Origin of the sequence: Kitasatospora sp. NPDC057500 (genome assembly GCF_042802195.1) — a bacterium.
Taxonomy (GTDB): Bacteria; Actinomycetota; Actinomycetes; order Streptomycetales; family Streptomycetaceae; genus Kitasatospora.
The window spans coordinates 1-22,595 of the sequence record NZ_JBHVER010000054.1 but is presented as its reverse complement, the minus strand read 5'-3'; the positions used below and the strand labels follow the sequence as shown (position 1 = coordinate 22,595).

19 protein-coding genes are annotated in these 22,595 nt (G+C 75.4%); 13 read left to right on the top strand and 6 right to left on the bottom strand.

The genetic code is table 11. From position 1 onward, the window contains the following. The first annotated feature begins 8 nt into the window (after positions 1 to 8). Both ACFU74_RS14605 and ACFU74_RS14600 read left to right on the top strand, forming a co-directional pair. Positions 9 to 455 carry a hypothetical protein gene (locus ACFU74_RS14605; protein WP_380756318.1) on the top strand — a complete coding sequence of 149 codons (447 nt, stop codon included), beginning with the start codon at positions 9 to 11 and terminating at the stop codon, positions 453 to 455. A gap of 211 nt (positions 456 to 666) precedes the next feature. Beyond that, on the top strand, positions 667 to 1,443 hold the full coding sequence (locus tag ACFU74_RS14600; protein ID WP_380756353.1) for an SAM-dependent methyltransferase: 777 nt from the start codon (positions 667 to 669) through the stop codon (positions 1,441 to 1,443). A gap of 93 nt (positions 1,444 to 1,536) precedes the next feature. Here the strand turns inward: ACFU74_RS14600 and ACFU74_RS14595 are convergent, their stop codons facing one another. Beyond that, a complete protein-coding gene (locus ACFU74_RS14595) occupies positions 1,537 to 2,436 on the bottom strand; it encodes a PaaX family transcriptional regulator C-terminal domain-containing protein (protein ID WP_380756316.1) in 900 nt (299 codons plus the stop codon). A gap of 287 nt (positions 2,437 to 2,723) precedes the next feature. On the opposite strand from ACFU74_RS14595, the gene ACFU74_RS14590 reads away from it, so the two are divergent. The 3 genes from ACFU74_RS14590 to ACFU74_RS14580 all read left to right on the top strand — a co-directional run bounded on the left by ACFU74_RS14590 (position 2,724) and on the right by ACFU74_RS14580 (position 6,308). Beyond that, the gene (locus tag ACFU74_RS14590; protein WP_380756314.1) at positions 2,724 to 4,373 is read left to right on the top strand and encodes a beta-propeller fold lactonase family protein; all 1,650 of its coding nucleotides are present in this window, start codon (positions 2,724 to 2,726) and stop codon (positions 4,371 to 4,373) included. 105 nt (positions 4,374 to 4,478) lie between these two features. After that, positions 4,479 to 5,123 carry a transcriptional regulator gene (locus ACFU74_RS14585; protein ID WP_380756312.1) on the top strand — a complete coding sequence of 215 codons (645 nt, stop codon included), beginning with the start codon at positions 4,479 to 4,481 and terminating at the stop codon, positions 5,121 to 5,123. A 51-nt stretch (positions 5,124 to 5,174) separates the two neighbouring features. Beyond that, positions 5,175 to 6,308, top strand: coding sequence for an aminotransferase class I/II-fold pyridoxal phosphate-dependent enzyme (locus tag ACFU74_RS14580; protein ID WP_380756310.1), 1,134 nt, complete (start codon positions 5,175 to 5,177; stop codon positions 6,306 to 6,308). 28 nt (positions 6,309 to 6,336) lie between these two features. On the opposite strand, the gene ACFU74_RS14575 is transcribed toward ACFU74_RS14580, so the two are convergent. From ACFU74_RS14575 to ACFU74_RS14565, 3 genes are all read right to left on the bottom strand, one after another. Beyond that, the gene (locus ACFU74_RS14575; RefSeq protein ID WP_380756308.1) at positions 6,337 to 7,518 is read right to left on the bottom strand and encodes a GNAT family N-acetyltransferase; all 1,182 of its coding nucleotides are present in this window, start codon (positions 7,516 to 7,518) and stop codon (positions 6,337 to 6,339) included. 153 nt (positions 7,519 to 7,671) lie between these two features. After that, on the bottom strand, positions 7,672 to 8,721 hold the full coding sequence (locus ACFU74_RS14570) for a polysaccharide deacetylase family protein (protein ID WP_380756306.1): 1,050 nt from the start codon (positions 8,719 to 8,721) through the stop codon (positions 7,672 to 7,674). 377 nt (positions 8,722 to 9,098) lie between these two features. Next, positions 9,099 to 9,506 carry a hypothetical protein gene (locus tag ACFU74_RS14565; protein WP_380756304.1) on the bottom strand — a complete coding sequence of 136 codons (408 nt, stop codon included), beginning with the start codon at positions 9,504 to 9,506 and terminating at the stop codon, positions 9,099 to 9,101. Between the two features lie 316 nt (positions 9,507 to 9,822). Here ACFU74_RS14565 and ACFU74_RS14560 point away from each other — a divergent pair, with 316 nt between their 5' ends. The 3 genes from ACFU74_RS14560 (at position 9,823) to ACFU74_RS14550 (ending at position 13,446) form a co-directional block, all read left to right on the top strand. Then, positions 9,823 to 10,620: a serine/threonine protein kinase gene (locus tag ACFU74_RS14560; protein WP_380756302.1), complete on the top strand. Its 798-nt coding sequence runs from the start codon at positions 9,823 to 9,825 to the stop codon at positions 10,618 to 10,620. Positions 10,621 to 10,628: 8 nt separating this feature from the next. Then, the gene (locus ACFU74_RS14555; RefSeq protein ID WP_380756300.1) at positions 10,629 to 12,272 is read left to right on the top strand and encodes a protein kinase; all 1,644 of its coding nucleotides are present in this window, start codon (positions 10,629 to 10,631) and stop codon (positions 12,270 to 12,272) included. Between the two features lie 73 nt (positions 12,273 to 12,345). Continuing rightward, positions 12,346 to 13,446: a calcium:proton antiporter gene (locus tag ACFU74_RS14550; RefSeq protein WP_380756298.1), complete on the top strand. Its 1,101-nt coding sequence runs from the start codon at positions 12,346 to 12,348 to the stop codon at positions 13,444 to 13,446. 65 nt (positions 13,447 to 13,511) lie between these two features. Here ACFU74_RS14550 and ACFU74_RS14545 read toward each other — a convergent pair whose 3' ends face one another. Beyond that, positions 13,512 to 14,687: an LAETG motif-containing sortase-dependent surface protein gene (locus tag ACFU74_RS14545; RefSeq protein WP_380756296.1), complete on the bottom strand. Its 1,176-nt coding sequence runs from the start codon at positions 14,685 to 14,687 to the stop codon at positions 13,512 to 13,514. A gap of 349 nt (positions 14,688 to 15,036) precedes the next feature. On the opposite strand from ACFU74_RS14545, the gene ACFU74_RS14540 reads away from it, so the two are divergent. The 4 genes from ACFU74_RS14540 to ACFU74_RS14525 all read left to right on the top strand — a co-directional run bounded on the left by ACFU74_RS14540 (position 15,037) and on the right by ACFU74_RS14525 (position 21,029). Continuing rightward, positions 15,037 to 16,431 carry a geranylgeranyl reductase family protein gene (locus ACFU74_RS14540; RefSeq protein WP_380756294.1) on the top strand — a complete coding sequence of 465 codons (1,395 nt, stop codon included), beginning with the start codon at positions 15,037 to 15,039 and terminating at the stop codon, positions 16,429 to 16,431. 132 nt (positions 16,432 to 16,563) lie between these two features. Beyond that, positions 16,564 to 19,641 (top strand): CHAT domain-containing protein, encoded by a 3,078-nt coding sequence (locus tag ACFU74_RS14535; protein ID WP_380756292.1) that lies wholly within the window; start codon positions 16,564 to 16,566, stop codon positions 19,639 to 19,641. A 19-nt stretch (positions 19,642 to 19,660) separates the two neighbouring features. After that, positions 19,661 to 20,071, top strand: coding sequence for a hypothetical protein (locus tag ACFU74_RS14530; RefSeq protein ID WP_380756290.1), 411 nt, complete (start codon positions 19,661 to 19,663; stop codon positions 20,069 to 20,071). A gap of 4 nt (positions 20,072 to 20,075) precedes the next feature. Beyond that, positions 20,076 to 21,029: a hypothetical protein gene (locus tag ACFU74_RS14525; RefSeq protein WP_380756287.1), complete on the top strand. Its 954-nt coding sequence runs from the start codon at positions 20,076 to 20,078 to the stop codon at positions 21,027 to 21,029. 7 nt (positions 21,030 to 21,036) lie between these two features. Here the strand turns inward: ACFU74_RS14525 and ACFU74_RS14520 are convergent, their stop codons facing one another. Beyond that, a complete protein-coding gene (locus tag ACFU74_RS14520; protein ID WP_380756285.1) occupies positions 21,037 to 21,426 on the bottom strand; it encodes a hypothetical protein in 390 nt (129 codons plus the stop codon). 366 nt (positions 21,427 to 21,792) lie between these two features. Here ACFU74_RS14520 and ACFU74_RS14515 point away from each other — a divergent pair, with 366 nt between their 5' ends. Next, positions 21,793 to 22,443, top strand: coding sequence for a TNT domain-containing protein (locus ACFU74_RS14515; protein WP_380756283.1), 651 nt, complete (start codon positions 21,793 to 21,795; stop codon positions 22,441 to 22,443). Positions 22,444 to 22,595: the final 152 nt, after the last annotated feature.

Genomic DNA, 22,595 nt, shown 5'->3' with positions numbered 1-22,595 from the left:
GGGACACGATGGAACACCAGGCTCCCTGCGAGTGCGCAACCGCAGGCCCGCCGCCCGGCGGCAACCACAACGCCGGCGGCGTCCAGGTGGTCGGCTCCACCGTGCACGGCCACGTCGCCGGCGGCGCGGGTGCCACCGTGTCGATCGGCGCCGGGGCCGCACCGCCCGCCGGCCCCACCGGCCCGGACGGTCTGCGGACGGCGGCCGAGGCGCTGCGCGCCGCGCTCGCCAGGCTGCGCGCCGAACAGCCGGACGCCGTACCGGAGGAGGACGCCGCCGACGCCGACGCCGCGCTCGCCGGGATCCTCGACGAGGCCGCCCTCGACCAGCCCCGCGAGGGACCGGTGCGCCGCCGGGTCCGTACGGTCTCCGACGCGCTGCGCACGGTCGCGGTGCTCGCGGTGGCCGTGAGCGGCCTGGAGGCAGCCTTCACGGCGCTGTTCGGGCAGATCTGAGTCCCCGGCGGGCCGCCGTCCACCCGGTTACGGTTACCATGCGCACCAAGGCGTCGCGCCTGCGGAGTTGACGCGGGCGGATGCGGACGGGGCACGGAGCGATCATCAACGGGGATGTACGGGAGGGGCGGCAATGGCGCGCGCTGACTGGGTTTCGGGAGAGCGGACGGGCGGGCGGGGCGGGGACGGCTGGTCGGGGGTGGACCTGCGGATGGACGTCCCGCACTCGGCACGGGTGTACGACTACCTGATCGGCGGCAAGACCAACTTCGAGCCGGACCGCGCCGCCGCGCACGCCGCCGTCAAGGCCTGGCCGGCCCTGCCGACCTCGATGCGGACCACCCGCGGGTTCATGGAGCGGGTGGTCCGCCACCTCGCCGAACGGCACGGCGTACGGCAGTTCCTGGACATCGGCGCGGGCATCCCCGCCTCGCCGAACGTGCACGAGATCGCCCAGGAGGTGGCGCCGGAGTCCCGGGTGGTGTACGTCGACAACGACCCGATCGTGCTGACCCACGCCAGGGCGCTGATGTCCAGCCGGCCCGAGGGCCGCACCGCCTACCTGGACGCCGACCTGCGGGACGTCGACGCGATCCTGGACGCGCCGCAGCTGCGCGAGGTGCTGGACCTCTCCAGGCCGGTGGCGCTCTCGCTGATCGCGATCGTGCACTTCGTCCTCGACGAGGACGACCCGCAGGGCGTCGTCCGCCGGCTGATGGACCGGCTGGCGCCGGGCAGCTTCCTCGCGCTGACCGTCTTCACCGGCGACACCGACCCGGTCGGCGTCGGCGGGGTGGGCCGCGAGTACAACGCCCGGGGCATCCCGCTGCAGATCCGCGACCGGGCCGAGACGCTCGCCTTCTTCGACGGCTACGAGCTGCTGGACCCGGGCGTGACCCTGGTGCACCGCTGGCACCCGGAGCCGGGCGCCGCGCCGGTCCGCGACCAGGACATCGCGATGTACGGCGGCGTGGCCGTCAAGCGCTGAACCGCCGAGCGCTGAACTGGCGAGCGCTGAACTGGCGAGCGCTGAACCGCCGAGCGCCGGGCCCGCGGGCCCGGAAGCCGTCCGGGCCCGGGTTCAGGCGGTCGGCGCCTCGCCGGTGACCGCGGCCATCACCTCGTCGTAGCGCTGGAAGAACCGGGGGCCCGGTTCCGGGGCGGCCCGCTCGGCGCGGTGCAGCAGCCGCCAGCAGTCGGCGGTGAGCGCGCGGGCCTCGGCACCGGGCCAGGGCCGGGGGAGGAGTTCGGGCGGGAGCAGCGGGTCGGGCGCGGTGGCGCGGGTGAACCCGTCGGCCAGTTCGAGGGCGATCGCGAGGTGCTCGACCCGGCCGGGCGCGCCGTTCGAGGCGAGGGCGGTCAGCCGGGCGAGCCGGTCGGCGGCCAGGGCGGCCAGTCGGCGGTGGCCCTCGGCGAGGTCGTCGAGCGGCCAGAGGCGCCGCGCCAGCGCGAGCGGGTCGTCGTCACCGGCGATGCGCAGGTCGGTGGTGGTGAGCAGGGTGACGCGGTCCCGGACGCCGAGCCGGTCGACCTCGGCCTCGACGTAGGGCTCCCAGTCGTTCGCGCTGACGTAGACCCCGCCCTGGACGGCCGCGCCGCCGAGCCGGACCAGGGCCTCCCGCAGGGCGTCCCGGTCGGCGCGGGCGGATTCGGGGACGGCGAAGGCGACGAGGTGCCAGCGGCCGTCCCACGGGGCGAGTCCGGCGTCCTGGGCGTACATGTGGCGCACGAAGCCGACCTCGGGTTCGGCGGCGCGCCGGGCGTGCTCGGTCTCGCGCAGCACGGCGCGGCGGCCGCGTCCCTCCTGGACGAGGAGGCCGTCGGCGGCCATTCGCTTGATGCACAGCCGCACCTGCTGGTCGGTCATGCCCAGTTCGCCCGCGACGCCGTACAGCTCGCCGGCGTCGATGGTGCCGTCCGCCCGGACCATGCCCTCGACCAGGGTCCGGGTGGGCACCTCGGCCCGTGTCTCCTCGGCCATCGCCGTCGTTCCTCCCGCCGTGCCGTCCTCAGCTCTCCGAACCGGGAGTGTAATGGCCGGAAACGATCGGGAGCGCGACGAGAGTTCCGGGTGTGGCGGCCGACGACTGTTCGAATAGTGACCAATTGACCGGACTTGAACGGTTGGCGACAATCCTGGTCATCTCCTGACGCTCAGTCAGTCCGGCTTCTACGCTTCGGGCGATCCGGGCGCGCCGGGCGGTCCCCCCGGGCCGCCCGAAGCCACCGTGCGCCGGGCCCGGTGAACCGACGAGTCTGGAGGCCCCGTTGACCACACGCCCCTCCCCGCGCCGATCCTGGACGGCCCTGGCCGCCGTCGGCGCGGCCACCGCCGCCCTGCTCGCCCAACCCGCCGGAGCCGCCGCCGCCACGCCACCGCCCACCGTGACGGCCACCGTCGCCGTCGCGCCCTTCCCGGCGGGCGTCGCGATCACGCCGGACGGCGGCCTGGCCTATGTGACCAGCCAGAACAGCGGCACCGTGACCGTGCTGTCCACCGCCACCGGCGCGGTCGCCGGCGGCTTCACGGCCGGCAGCGGCTCGTACGCGGTCGCCCTCGCGCCCGACGGCGGGCACGCCTACCTCACCCACCACCTCACCGGCACGGTCAGCGTGGTGGACACCGCGACCAACACCGTCACCGCCACCGTCCCGGCCGGCCCCGGCGCCTTCGGCGTGGCCGTCGCCCCCGACGGCGCCCGCGCGTACGTGACCAACCCGGGCGCCGGCACGGTCAGCGTGCTCGACACCGCGGCCAACACGGTCACCGCCACCGTCCCGGTCGGTGCCGAGCCGCACGGGGTGGCCGTCGCCCCGGACGGCGGGCACGTCTACGTGGCGGCCTCCGGCGCGCAGCGGGTCGACGTCATCGACACCGCCACCGCCGCCGTGAGCGCCTCGATACCGGTCGGCCACGGCGTCTTCGGCCTCGCCCTGGCCCCCGACGGCTCCCGGCTCTGGACCGGCAACGGCGGTGACTCCACCGTCAGCGTGGTCGACACCGCGGCCCGCGTCGTGACGGCCACCGTCCAGGTCGGCGGCAACCCGTACGCGGTCACCGCCGCCCCCGACGGCCGCTCCGTCTACGCGAGCGACTACGCCGACAACACCCTCAGCGTCATCGACGCCGCGAGCGGCACCGTCACCGCCACCGTCCCGGTCGGGGCGAGCCCGTTCACCCTGGCCCTCGCCCCCGACGGCCGGCGCGGCTACCTGGCCGCGTTCGACGGCGCCGCGGTGAACGCCCTGGCCTTCCCGCTGCCGGTGCCGGCGGTCACCGGCCTCAGCCCGGCGAGCGGCCCGCAGTCCGGCGGCACGGTCGTCACCGTCACCGGCACCGACCTGGCCGGCGCGACCGCCGTGAGCTTCGGCGCCGCCGGCGCCGCCACGTCCTTCTCCTGCACGGCGACCTCGTGCACCGCGACCGCCCCGGCCTCGCCCACCGCCGGGACGGTCGACGTGCGGGTCACCACGCCCGGCGGCACCAGCGCCGCCACGACCTCCGGCCGCTTCGACTACCAGGCGCCCTCCGCCGACCTCGCCGTGGCGCTCGCCGCCTCCCCGGTGTCCGGCCTGCTCGGCGGACGGGTCGACTACACGCTCACCGTCACCAACCAGGGCCCCGGCGAGGTGACCGCCGCCACCGTCACGGCCGCCCTGCCGACCGGGCTGGTCGCGACCAGCACCGACTGCGCCGTCGCCGCCGGCCGGCTGACCTGCGCGCTCACCGCCCCGCTGGCCGCCGGCGCGAGCGCCACCCGCCACCTCACCGTGCAGGTGGGCCTGCTGCTCAACCTCGGCCGGACCTTCACCGTCACCGCCGCCCGCACGGCCGGCGCCCCGGTCGACCCGGTGGCCGCCAACGACGCGGCGTCCCGCACCTGCAAGGTCGCGCTGCTGGCGATCACCTGCGACTGAGCCGCCCGGCCCCAGGGCCCGCCCCCGGAACGAGCGAAGCCGGGGGCGGGCCCGCCGCACGCCGGGCGCTGGACGAAACGTCCAGGCTGGACGTACAGTCCAGATATGACCGCCGAGACCCCCGACCCGCGCCTGCGCGCCTGGGCACCCACCTGCCAGGCCGTCGCCCTGCTGCTCGGCCCCTACGCCGAGGTGGTGCTGCACGACGCCGTCCGCGACGAAGTGCTCGCCATCTGGAACCCGATGGGCGGCCGGGGGCCGGGCGACCCCTCGCTGCTCGGCGAACTCGACGGGCTCGACCAGGCCGCGCCCGACGTCTACGGCCCGTACCCGAAGCTGCTGCCGGACGGCCGCCGGCTCTCCGCGGTCAGCGCCGTGCTCCGCGACGAGGACGGCCGGGCCGCCGCCGTACTCTGCGTCAACCTCGACCGAGGGCCGTTGGAACACGCCTCCGCGCTGCTCGCCGCCTTCGCCGCGCCGACCGCCCCGCGCCCGGAGCCGCTCTTCGAGCAGGACTGGACCGAGCGGATGAACGACGTGATCGGCGGCTACGTCCGCGCCCACGGACGCCCCCTGGAGCGGCTCGGCCGCGAGGACCGGCTCGCCGTGCTCCGCGAACTCGACCGGGCCGGGGTGCTCGCCGTCCGCCGCGCCGTCCCGGCCGTCGCGACGGCGCTCAAGGTGTCCCGCTCCACCGTCTACACCCTGCTCGCCGAACTGCGCGAGCCGCCCGGACCCGCCCAGCCGTAGCACCGGACCCGTGCAGCCGTGGCACCCGAACCCGCAGAAACGAGAACCGCCATGACCAGGCTCCCCGACTTCCGGCTGGAAACGTACTTCTCCCGCTGGGAGTTCACCGCCCGCCACCACCTCACCGCCTCCGACGCGCAGACCACGGCGATGTCCGAGCTGCTCGCGCTGGCGGACGCCGAGGACCGGGAGGCCTGGGAGACCCTCGCCCTCGGGTACACCGAGACCTTCGGCGACCCGGGGCTGCGGGAGGCGGTCGCCGGCATGTACGACCTGGCCGGCCCCGAGGACGTGATCTGCTTCGGCGGCGCCCAGGAGGGGCTCAACCTCGCCATGCAGGTCCTGCTCGGCCCGGACGACCACGCGGTGGTCCTCACCCCCGGCTACCAGTCCGCCGAGACCCTTCCGCTCTCGCTCTGCGAGGTCACCGGCGTCGCCCTCGACCCGGCCCGCGACTGGGCGCTCGACCTCGACCGGCTCACCGCCGCGCTGCGCCCGAACACCCGGGTGGTGTCGGTCAACTTCCCCAACAACCCCACCGGGAAGGTGATCGACGCTGCCGACTTCCGCCGGCTGGCCGAACTCTGCGACGAGCGCGGCATCCACCTGTTCAGCGACGAGGTCTACCGCGGACTGGAGCGCGACCCGGAGCGCGCACTGCCGCGCGCCGCGGACCTCTCCGGGCGCGCCCTCTCACTGGACGTCACCTCCAAGTCGCTCGGCCTGCCCGGCCTGCGGATCGGCTGGATCGTCTGCCGCGACCGGGAGTTGCGGGGACGGCTGGAGCGCGCCAAGCACTACACCACGATCTGCAACGCCGCGCCCAGCGAGATCCTGGCCCGGATCGCGATCAAGGCCCGCGAGCCGATCCTGGCCCGCAACCGGGCGCTCATCGCGGAGAACCTGCCGCTGTTCGAGGAGTTCTTCGCCCGTCACGCCGACCTCTTCGAGTGGCGGGCCCCGGACGGCGGCTGCGTCGCCTTCCCGCGCTACCTCGGTGCGGACGGCGTCGAGGCGTTCTGCACGGGGCTGGTCGAGGAGGCCGGCGTCCTGCTGCTGCCGGCCTCCGTGTTCCGCTCGGAGCTGACCCCGACGCCCGCCGACCGGTTCCGGATCGGAGTCGGCCGCCGCGACCCGGCACCCGCCCTGGAGGCCTTCGACTCCTGGCTGGCGGGCCGCCGCTGACCCGGTCCGCCGGCCAGGCTCCCGCCGGTCAGCCTCCCGCCGCCCGGTCTCCCGCCGGCGCTACCCGGCGGGCCGCCTTCGCCCGGTACTTGAGCCCGAGCAGGGCCCCCGGCACACCGTGCGGCACCAGCCAGGAGACGTCCTCGCGGTCGACCGCGTCGAAGCGGTACTTGTACGGCTCGGTGCCGCGCAGGAAGTCGAAGGTGGCGAGCCCCTGCCCGGCGGCCGCCCGGACCGCCTCGGCGATCACCGCCGTGCCGAGCCGCAGCGGGGCCCAGGTCATGTCCCAGCCGATCTGGTAGTAGGCGAAGGAGTCCCGCCACCGGAAGCCGTAGAGCACGCCGACGACCTCGCCGGCCCGCTCCGCGACCAGGAACGCCGGGCCCTCGCCGCGCCCGGTGTCGGCGGCCCGCTCGATCACCCGCAGGTGCAGCGCCGCACGCGCCTCGTCGAAGCTGGTCGGCCGGCCGAGCGCCGCCCGGCGCAGCCGGTGCAGCCGGACGGCGGTGTGCAGCAGTTCGAAGCGCTCCGGGAGTTCGGACAGCGCCAGGGCGGGCGGCACCCAGCGGAAGGTGATGCCCGCGGCGGCCAGTTTGCGGCCGTAGCGGCGCAGGTCGGCCCGGAACTGCCGGGAGCCCAGCGCGTCGGGCCCGGCCGTCAGGTCGGCGCGCGGGCACGGGGTGCGGCCGATCTCCACCGCGCCGGCCGGCAGCAGGCCGGCCTGGTCCGGGTCGAGGTCGGCGAGCAGCAGGGTGGCCCGCCGCCCGCGCCGGGCCAGCCAGTCGGCGACCTCGGCGCGGCGGTGCGGGGCGACGGCGAAGCCGCAGTGGTCGGCGGCGCCCGGGCCGGAGCCGAGCACGGTCAGGCAGGGGACCGGCAGCGGTGCGCGCGGGTGGAGGCGCTGGACGGTGCGCAACAGCGGGACGACGGCGTCGACCCGGCCGTCGCCGTCCCGCCACACCACGATCTCGCCGTCGCCCCCGCCGCCACCGGACGCAGGGGCGGCGCCCAGCGTCTCCCACCAGGCGAGCGCCCACTCGGGCGTGGTGAACCACGAGCCGCCCGGTTCGCCCGCTGCCAGCTCGCGCCAGCCGCCGACCACGTCCGGCGGCAGCGCGGCCGTCCGGTAGCGGACCGGTAGCGTGCGGGAACCGGCCGGTGCCGGGGCGGCGGCCCCCGGACCCGCCGACTTCGGATGCGCCGTTGCCACCTCTGCTGCCCCCCAGGCGTCTCCCGCTCCCGGTGCACCGCCGGTCGGCGGCCGGTCGCGGGCCGGTCCGTATTCTCCCGGATTCCGGCCCGCGGGAGGCGGGGTTCGGGGCAACCGGTCCCGTGCCGTCCCGTGCCGTTCCGTTCCGTGCCGTCAGGCTCCGCCGCGCAGGTGGTGCACGGCCGGGTGGAGCCCGGAGAGGATGGTGTCGAAGCGGTCCCGGCCGGTGGTCGAGTTGACCCGCAGCCGGCTGATCCGCAGCGGGTGCGCCGGCAGCAGCCGGTCGTGGCGGTGGTCGAAGAGGAAGCCGACCCGGTAGCCGAGGCGGCGCAGTTCGGCCTCGGCGCGCGGGTCGAGGTTGCCGTTGGGGTAGGCGAAGGCGGTGGGCGCCTCGCCGAGCCAGCCGGTGAGCGCCTGGTGCGCGCCGGTGATCTCGGCCCGGACGGTGTCGTCCTCGCAGTGGTCGAGGCAGGGGTGGCCGGAGGTGTGGTTGCCGACCGCGACGCCGGCACCGGCGAGCGCCCGCAGGTCGTCCGGGGTGAGCTGCTCCTGGCGCGGCGCGCGGACCCGGGCGCTCTCCCGGAGTTCGGCCAGCGCGGTGCGGCGGTCCCGGTCGGCGAGGGTCTTCAGCCGGCGGACCACGCCGACCGGCGGGCAGTCGGCCAGGGTGCGGGCGGTGCCGCCGTGCGCGGCGAGGAAGGCCGCCTCGCTCCACCAGAACGGCTGGTCGCCGCCGATGAGGTCGGTGACCACGAAGGCGGCGGCGGGGATGCCGAGCCGGGTCAGCACGGGCAGGCCCTCGGTGAGCACCGTGCGGTCGCCGTCGTCGAAGGTGACCAGCACGCTGCGGCGCGGCAGCGGCCGGCCGGTCTGCACGGCCTGCTCGACGGCGGCGAGCGGGACCGGGCGGGCGTGCCGGACCAGGCGCTCCATCTGCAGCGCGAACACCCGGGGGTCGTCCACCCCGTGGTAGGCGAGGACGGCCAGCCGGCGGGTGGCCGCGAGCCGGAAGAGCGGCTGGAGCGGCGAGTTGCGCAGGACGGCGTCGACGGTGGCCCGCCGTCCGGCGAGCCGCGCGCGCGGCGCAGCGGCGGTGGTACCGGTCGTTCCGTCGGCCGTGGGTGTGGTCGCGGCTCTGGTGGCCGTCCCGGTGCTCGGGCCGTCGGTGGCGGCCCCGGTCGAATGCGCGGTTCCTTCGGGCATGGACGCGCTCCCCCTTCTTCCCCGTGCGATGGTGCGCCGGCGGGGATGGAGCACGCTTCACCGGCAGGCCCGGCCGCTCGGCGCACGCCTGCTGGGTGGGCGGCCCGCCCCGCTCCACGAATTCCCAAGATAGTGCAAAATCCCATGCTCCGAACCGGGTTGGGCGCGGAGAACGGGTTTCGACGGGAGGTTGGCGCATTTGCCGACGGGACGGTGACCTGAGCGACCCCTGTGAGCATCCTGAGTGATTGCTGGTGAGGGCGGGCACGGGTGCGGTGCGCGGGAGCGGAGCCGGCCACCGGATGCGGACCCGGTGGCCGGCCGGGCCGGGGCGCGCGAGGCACCGGCCCGTCAGGTTCCCGCTGTCGGGCCGGCCGTCAGAACGGGTTGGTACAGGTGGTCACCTGCTGTGCCGCCTCCAGGGCGGGGCCCGCGGTGGCGCAGACCATCCTGAGGTCCGCGGTGACCACGCGGGGCGTCACGGCCCGGGCGGAGCCCGAGGTGAGGGTGGTCGCGGAGGCGGCCGTCACCCACGGGCCGCCCCAGGCGCGCTGGGTGCGCACCTCGACCTGGACGACCGTCAACTGGCCGGGTTCGGCCGAGACCTGGGCCATGCCGACGATGCCCGCGCCGTCCCGCTGCTGCCAGACGCACGGGTGGTTCAGCACCGCCGTGCACGCGACGGCATTGCTCCCGGCCGGGGTCGTCGTCGCCGCGGCCGGAAGGACCATGGCCGCCGTGATCCCTGCCGCTGCCGCCATCAGGGCTGCGATGCGAGCGCGCATGATGTCAACCTCCTTGGAATGAAAGGGAATCTCACTCTGTGGGACGAGTCTTGCATATATCGCGAACATGTCATGTGTGTGCTGCATCACACTCATGGTGACCGTTCAGCTACGTACTGCGATCCCGCCGGTGACATCACGGTTACCCTCGGATGTCGGCCGGTCGGCGTGCGGGTGCGGACGGGTCGCGGTGCGCCCGGCGCGACATCAGGACACAACTGGCCGACCCGGACGCGCCGTTCACTCGTCCGGGTGGCTTGGCGTTGCCGGGTGGTTCGGGCGGCTACGATCGGGCCGACCCACGGAGGTGACCCGGATGACCACGGTCATCGTGCAGTTGCCCGATCCGCGCCCGCCGGGCCCGCCCGAACGCCGCTTCGCCCGGTTCCCCCGGCCGCCGCGCGGCGCCCCGCCCACCCGTCCGTCCCTGCTGCACCTCGGACCGGGCGACACGGCCGCGTTCGGGCGCGGCGAGCCCGGCCGCCCGCCCGCCGTGCCGATCCCCGACCCCGGCGTCTCACGCCGGGCCGGCGAGATCACCGCCGCCGAGGACTACTGGCGGCTCTCCAACTTCAGCGCCACCGCCACCTATGTCGTCGAGAACCTCGAAGGCGCCGGCGAGCACGTCAAGGTCGCCCCCGGCCGGCTCGGCGCGCCCGTCCCGTTCGAGATCTCCCGGGTGCTGCTGCCCGCCCACGGCGAACCGGCGGCGTTCAAGGTCTTCGCCCCCCAACACGCCTACCTGACGGGCGAGTCGGCCGAAGCGGAGGGCGAGCGCACGGTCAGCCCGTTCGCCCTGGACCCGACCGCCAAGTACTTCCTGGTCCTGCTCGCGCTCTGCGAGCCGCGACTGCGCTCGCCCTCCGCGGCGGTCGTCCCCGGCGCCACCGACGTGGTGACGAGGCTGCGCGGCCTGCCTTCCTGCCGGGACCTCAGCCGCTCGGCGGTCAACTACCACATCGACTACCTGGTCGGCAGCAAGCTGCGGCTGCGCGACCCGGTGGAACCGGCCGACCCGGGCGGCAAACGCGAGGAACTCGTCGCACTGGCCCTGCGGTTCGACCTCGTGCGGGAGGAGCACCTGGCGCTGCTCCCGCCCAGGTCCGGGGGGTGACCCGGCCCGTGGCACCGAACGCGGCGCGGTCGCACCGGGGCGGACCGCCGGACGGCGAGCCGGCGTTCGAGGTGCCGCCCGGCTACCCGGTCGCGGGGTACCGGGTGGGCGAGCGGATCGGGGCGGGCGCCTGGGGCAGCGTCCACGCCGCCCGCCGCGACCCGCCGCCCCCCGGTGCGGGTGCGGCCGGCGCCGACGTGTCCGACGCGGGCCCGTGCGAGGCGGCCGTCAAGTTCCTCCACCCCGGCCGGCTCAGCCCCGGCCAGCGCGACACCATGCTCCAACTGGCCCGCCGCGAGCTGAGCTTCAGCCGCCGCGCCGACCACCCCCACCTGATCCGCACCCTCGCCGTGGTCACCCTCGCCGACCCGGACCACCCCGCGCTGGACGGCGCGCTCGCCCTGGTGATGGAACGTGCCCGGCGCAGCCTCCAGGACGTGCTGGCCGGCACCCGGCCCCCGGAGCCCGTCCCGGAGGCCGGCCGGATCCTCACCGAGGTCGCCGCCGGACTCCGCCACATGCACACCGCCGGCTGGGTGCACGGCGACCTCAAACCGGCCAACGTCCTGCTGATGGCCGACGGCACCGCCAAGCTCGCCGACTTCGGCCTGACCGCCGAACTGGACGGCACCCACGCCTACGCCCCGCCGCTCGGCTCGCCCGATCACGTGCCGCCCGAGTGGTGGTCCCAGCGGACCGGCACGCACGGCGTGGCCCTGCGCCCGAGCGCGGACCTGTGGGCCTTCGGCGTGCTCGCCCACCAGCTGCTGACCGGCGGCCTGCACCCCTTCCTCGGCGCCACCGCCCGCGCCCGCTCGCTCGCCGCGCTGGCGTACGCGCGCGGCAGCGCGCCGCTGCGCCTGGACGCCGCGCTGCCCGAGCGGTGGCGCCCCCTGGTCACCGCCTGCCTGGCCGCCGACCGGCGCCGGCGCGCGGAGGTGGACCTCGCGGCGCTGCTCGCCGGAGCGCTCGGCGAGGAGGGCGCGACCGGGGGAACGGCCCGGGGCGCGGGTGCTTCGGGGCCGGGGCGGCGCACCCGTCGCCGCAGCGCCCTCGCCGCGACGGCGCTGCTCACCGGGGTCGCGACCCTGCTGGCGCTCACCGGCGCACCGGAGCCCTCCGCGCCGGGCGTCGCCCTCGGCGGGCCGCGACCGGCCGCAGCGGTGCTGCCCGGTGCGCTCCCGCCCGGGGCGGACGTCCCCGTCGAGCTGCGCGGGCCGATCGAGGACGCGTCCCGCCGCTGCCCCGAGGCGGAGGTCACCCCGGCGCTGCTGGCCGCGATGATCAAGGCGGAGTCCGGCTTCGACCCGGCCGCCGTCCGCCCCGCCACGGGGGAGTACGGCGTGGCGATGTGGACGCCCACCGTCTTCAACGCCTGGGCGCAGGACGCCGACCACGACGGCACCAAGGACTACATGGACCCCGACGACGCGATCGCCGCGATGGGCGGTTACGTCTGCTGGCTCACCCAGCGCTTCAAGCAGCGCGGCTACCCCGCCGGCGAGCTGCCCGGCCTGGTGGCGGCCGGCTACCGGACGAGCGACAAGACCGTCGCCGACGCCGGCGGGGTACCCGATCGGGTGAAACCGCACGTCGCCGAGGTCCTCGCCCACCTCGCGGAGTACGGCGGGAGTACGGTGGCCGGGCCATGAGGTCCGCCACATCCACCGCCTCTCCGGTGGCGTCTCCGCGGAACCTGTGCTTCCGGATGGGATGCTCGGCGGCATGTTCACCAAGCTCAGACCAGCCGTCTCGCAGTGGACCATCGTCGTGCCCCTGCTGGCCTTCGCCGTCCTGGCCCTGACCTGGCACCGCGAACTCCCCGGCTGGGTGGTGGGCGTGGTGTCACTGTTCCTGGCGGGAGCCGTGCTCGCCGCCGTGCACCACGCGGAGGTGATCGCCCACAAGGTGGGGGAGCCGTTCGGTTCCCTGGTGCTCGCGGTCGCGGTGACGGTGATCGAGGTCGCACTGATCGTGACCCTGATGCTGGACGGCGGCGACAAGGCGGCGACGCTCGCCCGGGACACCGTGTTCGCCGCCGTGATGATCACCTGCAACGGCATCCTCGGCCTGTCCATCGTGGTGGCGGCCAGCAAGCACCGGGTCGCGGTCTTCAACGCCGAGGGCACGGGTGCGGCGCTGGCCTGCATCGGCACTCTCGCCACCCTGAGCCTGGTCCTGCCGACCTTCACCACGTCCTCGCCCGGCCCGCAGTTCTCGCCCGCCCAGCTGGCCTTCGCGGCGGCGGCCTCGCTCGTGCTGTACGGGCTGTTCGTGGCCACCCTGGCGGTCCGCCACCGGGAGTACTTCCTGCCGGTCACCGCGGAAGGCAAGGTGGTCGAGGAGGAGGACCACGCCGCGCCGCCGACCTCCCGGGCCACCGTCGTCAGCCTGGTCCTGCTCGGCGTGGCGCTGGTGTCGGTGGTCGGCCTGGCCAAGGGCGTGTCGCCGACCATCGAGTCGGCCGTCCAGTCGGCCGGGCTGCCGAACTCGGTGGTCGGTGTGGTGATCGCCCTGCTGGTCCTGCTGCCGGAGACCATCGCGGCCCTGCGCGCGGCCAAGCGCAACCGGGTGCAGACCAGCCTCAACCTGGCGCTCGGCTCGGCGCTGGCGAGCATCGGCCTGACCATCCCGGCCGTGGCCGTCGCCTCGTACTGGCTCTCGGGGCCGCTGGTGCTCGGCCTGGACGCCTCCCACCTGGTGCTGCTGACGCTGACCATCGTGGTCGGCACGCTCACGGTCATCCCGCGCCGGGCGACCCCGCTCCAGGGCGCGGTGCACCTGGCCATCCTGGCCGCCTACGTGGAACTGGCGATCACGCCCTGAACGCCCCGCGCGGACGGGCCGGTGACCTCGGAGGTCACCGGCCCGTCCGCGTGTCCGGCTCCGGATCAGGAGGAGCGGCGGGTGCGGCGGGTGTAGACGACCGCGCCGGCGCCGCCGAGCAGCAGCACGGTGCCCGCGCCGGCCATCAGCAGGGTGCCGTCGCTGCTACCGGTGTTCGCGAGGTCCTTGCCGACCGGGGCGGCGCCGGCGATCGGAGTGGGCACGCTGACCTGGGTCGGCATGATCAGCGGGTTCGCCGGGTCGATCACGGTTCCGGCCGGCGCGGTGTGCACCGGGACGGTCGCGGTCGGCTTGGGGGCCTGGCCGGTCGGGGCCGGCGCCGGGGCCTGGCCGCTCGGCGTGGCGGCGGGCGACGGGCTCGCCGAACCGGTGGCGGCCGGGGTCGGGGTGCCCGAGGGGGCCGTGGACGGGGTGCTGCTCGGCGTGGCCGAGGGGACCTCGCTCGGCGAGACGGTCGGCACCACGGTCGGCACGACGGTGGGCGGGACCGTCGGGTTCGGCGGCGTCACGGTCGGCGTCACGGTCGGGGTCGTGGACGGCGTCACGGTCGGCGCCTGGGTCGGCGTCGGCGTCGCGCTGGGGGTCGCGCTCGGAGTCACCGTGGGCGTCGTGCTGGGCGTCGTCGACGGCGTGGTGGTCGGCGTCGCGCTGGGGGTCGGGGGCGGCGGGGCCGGCGTCGTCCTGGTGGGCGTGGGCGTGGGCGTGGGCGTCGGCGTCGCCGTCGGGGTGGCGGACGGCGTGGTGGTGGGCTTGCCGGTCGGCGTCGGCGTCGGCGTGGGAGTGCCCCCGCAGTCCACCTTGAACACCTTCTGCTTCGGGTGCTTGGGCTTCGGCGGCGGGGTCGGCAGCTTGCCGTCCTTCAGCTCGATCGCGTCCCAGTACAGCTTGTACTGGCCGTCCGGGAGGTTGATGTCCTCGGTCCGGACGTGGCCCTTGCCGTCCACCGGGAGGTCGCCGTACGCGACGGCGGTCTCCTTGTCGCCGTGCATCCGGGCGATCGTCCAGACGATGTCCTGGCCCGCGTCGAAGCCGAACGAGTCCAGGTAGAAGGTGCAGACCTTCGGCTGGTTCTCCCTGGGCTCCTCGCCCGTCGCGGAGTCGTGGATCTTGACGGTGCCGTTGTTGCCCTTCGCGGCCTCGGCGGCGGGTGCGGCGAGCAGCAGGGCGGCGATGGTGGGAACGGCGACGAGGGATCTCGCCGCGGTGGGGTGAATGCGCATGGCTGTGTCCAACGGGGATCGACGGTCCTGGTGGGACCGCACGGGGAGGTGGGAGCCCTCGGCCGACGGCGGTCGGCGGATGAGACGCATCAAGGTCCCGCAGCGGGTCCGGCCCCGCAAGGATGGTTTGGCCGAATTACGACGGAGCGGATCCGATTGTCCGAGAAATCCACCGCAACGATTCGGTCACTTCGATGTGAGGGACCCGTGTGCCGGATCGGGCCGACGGAGCCGGGCGTGGCGCCCGGTACCCGCGTGTCGGGTTCGGCGGGGCGTTCGCGGTCCATATCGTCTGTGTCCGCCGAATCCGCCCGGTCCGCCGCAGGACCGACACCCGTGGGAGCGCCGCATGCCCGGCCCAGCACAGCAGCCGTCCACCCGCCCCGCCCAGCCGGACCCCGCCCGGGCCTCCGGCAGCGCCGGCCCGGCGCCGTCCACCGCCGCCGACGCCGCCGACGCCTCCGGGAACGGCGCGGAGACGGCCGATGTGATCGTGGTCGGCGCGGGCCCGGCCGGCTCCACCGCCGCCTACCACCTGGCCCGCACCGGACTGGACGTCCTGCTGCTGGAGAAGTCCGCCTTCCCCCGCGAGAAGGTCTGCGGCGACGGTCTGACCCCCCGCGCCGTCCGGCAGCTGATCGACCTCGGCATCGACGTCTCGGAGTCCGCCGGCTGGCTGCACAACCGGGGCCTGCGGATCGTCGCGGGCGGGCGCCGGGTGGAACTCGACTGGCCGGAACTGTCCGCCTTCCCCGGCTTCGGCCTGGTCCGCCGCCGCGCCGATTTCGACGAACTGCTCGCCCGCCGCGCCGCCGCGGCCGGCGCCCGCCTGGTGGAGCGCGCCAACGTCGCGGGCCCGGTGCTCGACGAGCGGACCGGCCGGATCACCGGGGTCACCGCCCGGCTCGGCGAGGACCGCAGGCCCGTCACCTACCGCGCCCCCCTGGTGGTCGCCGCCGACGGCAACTCCACCCGGCTCTCCCTGGCGATGCGGCGCTACCGCCGGACCGACCGCGCGATGGGCGTCGCCTACCGCACCTACTTCACCACCCCGCGCCACGAGGACCGCTACCTGGAGGCCTGGCTCGACCTGCGCGACCCCACCGACCCGGCCCACCGACTGCTGCCCGGCTACGCCTGGGTGTTCGGCATGGGCGACGGCACCGCCAACGTCGGCCTCGGCGTCGTCGACACCGGCGCGGTGCCCCGCGAGGTGGACTGGCGCCAGCTGCTCCGCCGCTGGTGCGACGACCTGCCCGCCGAGTACGGGTACCACCCCGACGCCGTCACCGAGCCCATCCGCGGCTCCGCCCTCCCGATGGGCCTCAACCGCCAACCCCACTACGCCGACGGCCTGTTGCTGATCGGAGACGCCGGCGGCACGGTCAGCCCGGCCACCGGCGAGGGCATCGCCTACGCCATGGAGTCCGGCCGCTACGCCGCCGAGGCGATCGTCCAGGCCCTCGCCCGGCGCACCGACCGCGGCCGCGACCTGGCCCTGCGCGCCTACCCGCAGGCGCTGCGCGCCGCGTACGACGGCTACTTCGCGCTCGGCCGCCTCGCCGCCGCGGCGCTGAGCCGCCCGCGCCTGGTGGGCGCCGCCGGGGCGGCCGGGCTGGGCAGCCCGGCCCTGCTGCGGGCCACGTTCCGGCTGATGGTCAACCTGACGGAACCCAACTCCCGCGACGCGCTGGACCGCCTGCTGCACCTCCTCGGCCGGCTGGCCCCCAGCAGCCGGGGCTGACCCACCGTCACCCGCCGCCGACGGACGGCACCGCCCGCCGTCCGTCCGCGCGAACAGTGGTCACGGTCGGCACTCCACGCGGTAGGGTCTGCGCCAGCCGGTTGACGGCGGGAACAGTGGGGGGAACCGCTGATGCCTGAGTTGGACGAGACCATCCGTGCCACCGTCCGACGGACCATGGCGGCACCGGACGCCGGAGTGCCCTACCAGGTGCACCCAGCGGAGCAGGTGCTGGACGCGGACCTCCACCGCACCATGGCCACGCTGATCCTCGACGCACGCGACCGGCTGACCCCCGACCAGGCCGGCGGGCCCGGGGGAGTCGACCTGGAACTGGTCTTCCTGGTCGGCTGCTACTACGGCGCCCGGATGCTGCTCGTGTCCGGGGAGGATGCGCGGTGGGCCTCCTACGCGTTCGAGTTCCTCCTGGCGGTGGTCCGCGCGCTGCGCCCCGAAGCGGTGCCCGCCCACTGGCGGCCGGCGTTCGAGGAGCGACCGCCGCAACTGGTCCCCGCGTACGAGGTCCTGCACGCGGTCGGGACCGCGCTGTTCCTCCCCGGCGAGGAGAACGGCGACGTGGACGGGGTCCTGTGCGCCACGGCGCTCATGACCACCGCCCACAGCTGGTCGCGCGGGACCGAATCCGAGCCGGTCCTGAGCTTCAAGGCGGGAACGTTCCTGGCCGCTGTGGCCGACCTGGACGAGGACCCGGAGTCCGCGGGCCGGAGGCGGGTCAAGGCGCTGCACCTGATGCGCGGGGGCCTCGGCGCGATCCCTCCGGACCAGGCTCCCGAGCGCGACTCGATGATGGCCGAGATCATCCGGGTCCAGGCGAAGGTACCGGCGGCGGTCGTGCCGGACGACAGCGTCCCTGCCGAGTTCGACCGCTTCAACCGCGACGGCGACCCGGCGCGACTCGACCGGCTCATCGACCGGCTGCGCGGCGTCGTCGCGCGCGCGGCCGAACCGGACCGCAGCCACCGCCGCTTCGAGCTCGGCCAGATCCTGCGGATGCGGTTCGAGGTCAAGGGCGACCTCGACGACCTGAACGAGTCGATCGACCAGCTCGGCACGGCCCTGGCCGGCCCGCTCGGCCAGGAGATCCGCGCCAGTGTCCGCTCCTTCCTGGCCCTGTCCCACCTCGACAGGTACGTCACGGAGGAGGACCGGGCCGACCTGGACGAGGCCACCGCCCTCGCCCGCTTGGCGTGCAGCGCCGCCACCGCCGCCTCGCCGGCCCACGGGCAGCGGCTCACCAACCTGGCGGCAGTGCTGACCGCGCGGTCACAGGCGGACGACGACCCGGACGCGCTCGACGAGGCCATCGAGCATCTCAGACAGGCAGTGGCCGTCACCCCGTCGTCCCAGCAGGACCGACCGGTCATGCTGATCAAGCTCGCGGTCGCCCTGCGCCACCGCGCCGGCCGTCCCGGACGGGAAGGCGACCTGGCGACGGCGGAGACGATTCTGCGGCAGGTGGCGGATCAGGCCACGGACCCCGGGCCGCACGCCCAGGCCGCTCGCCTGGAGCTGGGCGGACTGCTCGCGGAACGGGGGCAGCGCCTGCGGGCCGGTGCCGACCTCGCCGAGGCGGTCGCGCACTGGCGGGCGCTGGCTCTCGCGCCGACCCAGGACGTCCGCTCCCGCCTGTACGGCGCGATCCGCTGGGCGATGGCCTGCGTCCACCTCGACGACCTGGACCAGTCCCGCACCGCCTTCGGCGTGGCGCTGGACGACCTGCTGCCCAAGCTCACCACCCGGGCGCTGGGCCGCGACTCCCAGGAGGCGCGGCTGCGCCTCACCTACACGATGGCCAATGCCGCCGCGGCCACCGAGATCCGGGCCGGCCGCCCCCGGCAGGCGCTGGTCCGGCTCGAACAGGGCCGGGGCGTGCTGCTCGCGCAGGCCCTCCAGCTGCGCGGCCGCGAGGACGCGCTGCGCGCCGTCGCGCCCGGACTCGCCGACCGGTACGAGGAGCTGTGCCGGGAACTGGTCGAACCCCGGCTCGACCCCGAGCGGCGCAGGGCCGCGGCCGAGGCCTTCGACCGCCTGGTGGAACTGATCCACCGCCTGCCCGGCATGAGCGGCTTCCACCGCCCGCCGAACTGGAGCCGACTGAGCGAGGCCGCCGCACAGGGCCCCGTCGCCGTCGTCAACGTCTCGGTGCTGCGCTGCGACGTCCTCCTGCTGCGCTCCCAGCGGGGCCGCACGGTGATCGAGGTGCTCCCGTTGCGGGACGTCACGGCCGAGGAGATCGACCGCCGGGCGGACGTCTTCCAGGCGGCGGTCACCGGGCTCGGCACGCGGGGCGCCGGCCTGGCCGACAAGCTCCAGTGGCACCTCGACCTGAAGCAGACGCTCCACTGGCTGGGCACCTCGGTGGTCGGGCCGGTCCTCGCGAAGCTCGGCATCGACCGCCCGGACGGCGGCGGGCCGCTGCCACGAATCTGGTGGTGCCCGACCGGATCCCTGGCCAGGCTGCCCCTGCACGCGGCCGTCCTGCCCCGCACCGGGGACGGGCCCCAGAGCCCCCCGGTGTACGCGCACGACCTGGTCGTCTCCTCCTACGTGCCGACGCTGGGCTCGCTGCTCCACGCCCGCGAGCGGCCCGCGCCGGCCGCCGGGCACGGATCGCTGGCCGCCGTCGCCGTCGACGCGGGCAGCGGCGACCGGCCGCTCGTCGGCCTCGACGAGGAACTGGCCGCGACCCGGCGGCTGCCGGGCCCCCGCCGTGAACTGCGGGACGCCGCGGCCACCCCCCGGAACGTGCTGGCGGCGCTGCGCACGCACACCCACGTCCACCTGGCCTGCCACGGGGCCTGGGACGGCGCGGACCCGTCGAACAGCAGACTCCTGCTGCACGGGGGCGCCCTGGCGCTGCGCCAGCTCGCCGCGGAGCGGCTGGCCGGCGCGGAGTTCGCCTACCTCTCCGCCTGCCACAGCGCCGCGCCCGGCGCGCAGCTCGTCAACGAGGCCGTCTCGGTGGCCTCGGCCTTCCAGCTGTGCGGCTACCGGCAGGTGATCGGGAGCCTGTGGATCGTCGACGACGCGGTGGCGCCGCTGCTCGCCCGCGAGGTGTACCGGCTGCTCGCCGAGCCCGGTGCCCCCGACCCGGCGACGGTCCTGCACCGGGCGGTGGACGCGCTGCGGACGGACCCCGATTTCGACGAGCCCTTCTACTGGGCCTCGATGATCCACAGCGGGCCGTGAGGGCCCGGAACGGAGGACGATGAACGGGAACGGGAACGGGAACGGGAACGGGAACGGGGACGGCGACCGGAGACAGCGGGCGGCGTTCTGCTCGGCCCTGCCGTACCTGACCGAGTACCTGACCGCCCAGGGGCGGGCGGTGGAGCTGCAGGACGCCGTGACGGCGGTCCTGGCCGACACGCCCGTCCGGGAGGCGGTGGCCGGACTCGGCCTTCCCCACTACGTGCTGGAGGACGGCGTGACGGCGCGCGGCGAGGAGCCGGGCCCGGGCGACATCCTCCCCGGCGCGGTGCCCCGCGCCGAAGGGGAGCGGTACTCCTGCCCCGACGGCTGGTGCGGACGCCGCGAGGTGCGCGAGCCCGGTGGGCCGGTCCCCGGTGGAGGCCACTGCTGGCTGCGCGACCGCGCCCTCGTGCTGACCAGGGCGTGACCCGGTGTCATCGCTGCTCGGCGGCCTCGGCGAGAAGCTCGCCGACAAGTGGATCTCCGCCCTGGCCGTCCCCGGCCTGCTGCTGATGGCGGCGTCGGCCGCCGGTGCGGTGCTCGGCCAGGCCGACGCCCTCGACCTCGCCGCGCTGCGCGCTCGGGCCGGACAGGAGGCGGCGCGGGCCGGGGAGTGGTCCACCGTCGCCCAGCTCACCGCGCTCGGCGCCGTCGTGCTGGGCTCCGTCGCCGTGGGAGCCCTGGTACGGGCCTGCGCCGGGGTGGCCGAACGGATCTGGACGGGCGACTGGCCTGCCCCGGCCGGCCGGGTGGCCGCCCGGCTGACCGACCGGCGGAAGACGCGCTGGCAAGGAGTCCATGCGGAGATCACCGCGCTGCGGTCGGAGATGCCGATCCCCGCACCGGGCCACCCCGCGTACGAGGCGAACCAGGCGGAGATCGACCGGCTCACGGCGCTCCGCGACCGCATCGCGTCGGCGGAGCCGCAGCGGCCGACCATGACCGGCGACCGCTTCGCCGGCACCGGCACCCGGCTGCGCAACCAGTACGGCATCGACCTCGCAGCTGCCTGGACCCGCCTGTGGCTGGTCCTGCCGGACACCGTGCAGGCGGAGCTGCGCGCCTCACGGGCCGGCTTCGGCGCGGCCGTCGAGGGGACGACCTGGGCGGGCTGCTACGTCGTCCTCGGACTGTACTGGTGGCCCGCCGCGGTCATCGGGCTCGTGGTCGGCCTGCTCGCGTGGAGCCGGGGCCGCCGCGCCGCAGTGCTGCACGCGGACCTCGTCGAATCGGCCGCCGACCTGCACCTGAAGACCCTGGCGGCCGAGTTCGGCCTCGCCGGCCCGGGCCCCGAGCAGGACCCCGAGCCTGGCTCCACGCCCGGCTTCATTGTGGACCGCGAGGTCGGCCGGGCACTCAACCGCCTCTTCCGCAAGGGCGCCTGAGCCGAGGCTAGTCGCTGAACCAGGCGCGCCCGTCGGCGGAGAGGAACGCCCACAGGACGAAGCCGCCGAGGGCGATGCCGGTCAGGGCGGCGAAGGAGCCGGTCGCCACCAGGAGCACGGCGGCGGCGACGGACAGCGCCTCGATGACGGCCACCGTCGTCCTGGTCCAGCCCGCCCGGCGGGAGGCGAGGCCGGCGCAGGTGCCGAGCAGCAGGCCGACCAGCACCGAGGCCATCGCGACGAAGCGCACCAGCGCCATCTCGTCGCCCTGGTCCCGGCCGAGGGCCCCGAGCAGCAGCAGGCCCGAGCAGCCGCTGAGCGCGGCGTGGATCCACACGCACACGACCGCCCGCCGGACCGTCGTCGGCATCCGCCGCGCGGCGCACTGGTCCGTCATCGCTGACCACCCCCGGTCGTCGAGCGGCCGTGGCGGTGGCCGGGCCGTACCGGCGAGGATCGGGCCGGTCCGACGAGCTGTCAATGGAACTGATGCGTTCCTGGGTGGCTCCATCGCGGTCCGCCGCTGGTTGCGGCGGTTGTCCCGGCGCCCAGGCTGGGGGCGTGACCCTCCAGTCTGCGCGCCCCCGGCGCCTGGCGCGCGCGGTTTGGTCGAAACCGGGGGTTCCGGACCGGTTGTGGGCGCAGGTGGTTGACGAGGAGTCAGATGATCCGTTTTCCTTGGTGCCGAATCGGACACGGAGGGTGACGGAGTGCGCTCCGGCCCGTCCGCCCCGCCATCTCACCACCTCATGACGGAGACAACGTGCGCCTTCGCCTGCTCGCCGTGCCGCTCGCCGCGGTAGTCGCCCTGCTCGCCCCGAGCACCCCGGCCCTCGCCGCCGAGGCGGGCGCCACCCCGTCCGACCAGTGCTCCACGGCGGACCACCACGCCGACCCCCGCCTCGGCCCCGCCGACCTGCCGACCAACGGCCCGGTGGGCCGCGAGCTGATCGGCTACCGGCGCACCGGCGGCCTCAGCGAGGAGAAGTTCCTCGCCACCTACTACAGCCCGACCGCCAACAACGGCTCCCCGGGCTGGATCTACCCGCCTGCCAACGGCTACGTCACCCTGCCCGACGGCACCCCGGTCGAGTTCGAGATCACCCTCTACCCGAACCAGCGGATCGACCGCTACGGCAGCGAGTACGGCGCGTTCCTCGCCCCCGAGGGCCTGCCCTACGCCAGCCGCTCCATCCCGCCGCAGAGCCTCGACAGCAACCCGGCCGCGGGCTGCAACTACCACGACTACAAGGTGCTCAAGCCGTTCAAGGTGCACGCGGGTCCGATCGCGCCCTGGTTCGGCCAGCCCGGCTACGGCCTGCAGTACCAGCTCGACGCCGCGCTCGTACCGAACGGCCCGGACCGGCTGAACGTGCTCTGGCTCGTCGACAACGGCTACCTCGCCCGGATCTGACGGCGGGCCGGACTACCAGAGGTCGCCGTCGCGCCAGTCGCACACCAACCGGCCGTCGAGGTCCAGTGCCACCGCGTCCGGCCGGCCGCCCGGCAGCACGAACACCTCGCCCTCGTCGTCCGGCGTCGGCACCGGGCCGCTCGGCGTCAGCG

Excerpts from the sequence above, each read along its gene's own strand:
- ACFU74_RS14605 (WP_380756318.1), top strand. The coding sequence starts at position 9 with ATGGAACACCAGGCTCCCTGCGAGTGCGCAACCGCAGGCCCGCCGCCC.
- ACFU74_RS14600 (WP_380756353.1), top strand. The coding sequence starts at position 667 with ATGGACGTCCCGCACTCGGCACGGGTGTACGACTACCTGATCGGCGGC.
- ACFU74_RS14595 (WP_380756316.1), bottom strand. The coding sequence starts at position 2,436 with ATGGCCGAGGAGACACGGGCCGAGGTGCCCACCCGGACCCTGGTCGAG.
- ACFU74_RS14585 (WP_380756312.1), top strand. The coding sequence starts at position 4,479 with ATGACCGCCGAGACCCCCGACCCGCGCCTGCGCGCCTGGGCACCCACC.
- ACFU74_RS14580 (WP_380756310.1), top strand. The coding sequence starts at position 5,175 with ATGACCAGGCTCCCCGACTTCCGGCTGGAAACGTACTTCTCCCGCTGG.
- ACFU74_RS14570 (WP_380756306.1), bottom strand. The coding sequence starts at position 8,721 with ATGCCCGAAGGAACCGCGCATTCGACCGGGGCCGCCACCGACGGCCCG.
- ACFU74_RS14565 (WP_380756304.1), bottom strand. The coding sequence starts at position 9,506 with ATGCGCGCTCGCATCGCAGCCCTGATGGCGGCAGCGGCAGGGATCACG.
- ACFU74_RS14560 (WP_380756302.1), top strand. The coding sequence starts at position 9,823 with ATGACCACGGTCATCGTGCAGTTGCCCGATCCGCGCCCGCCGGGCCCG.
- ACFU74_RS14550 (WP_380756298.1), top strand. The coding sequence starts at position 12,346 with ATGTTCACCAAGCTCAGACCAGCCGTCTCGCAGTGGACCATCGTCGTG.
- ACFU74_RS14545 (WP_380756296.1), bottom strand. The coding sequence starts at position 14,687 with ATGCGCATTCACCCCACCGCGGCGAGATCCCTCGTCGCCGTTCCCACC.
- ACFU74_RS14540 (WP_380756294.1), top strand. The coding sequence starts at position 15,037 with ATGCCCGGCCCAGCACAGCAGCCGTCCACCCGCCCCGCCCAGCCGGAC.
- ACFU74_RS14535 (WP_380756292.1), top strand. The coding sequence starts at position 16,564 with ATGCCTGAGTTGGACGAGACCATCCGTGCCACCGTCCGACGGACCATG.
- ACFU74_RS14530 (WP_380756290.1), top strand. The coding sequence starts at position 19,661 with ATGAACGGGAACGGGAACGGGAACGGGAACGGGAACGGGGACGGCGAC.
- ACFU74_RS14520 (WP_380756285.1), bottom strand. The coding sequence starts at position 21,426 with ATGACGGACCAGTGCGCCGCGCGGCGGATGCCGACGACGGTCCGGCGG.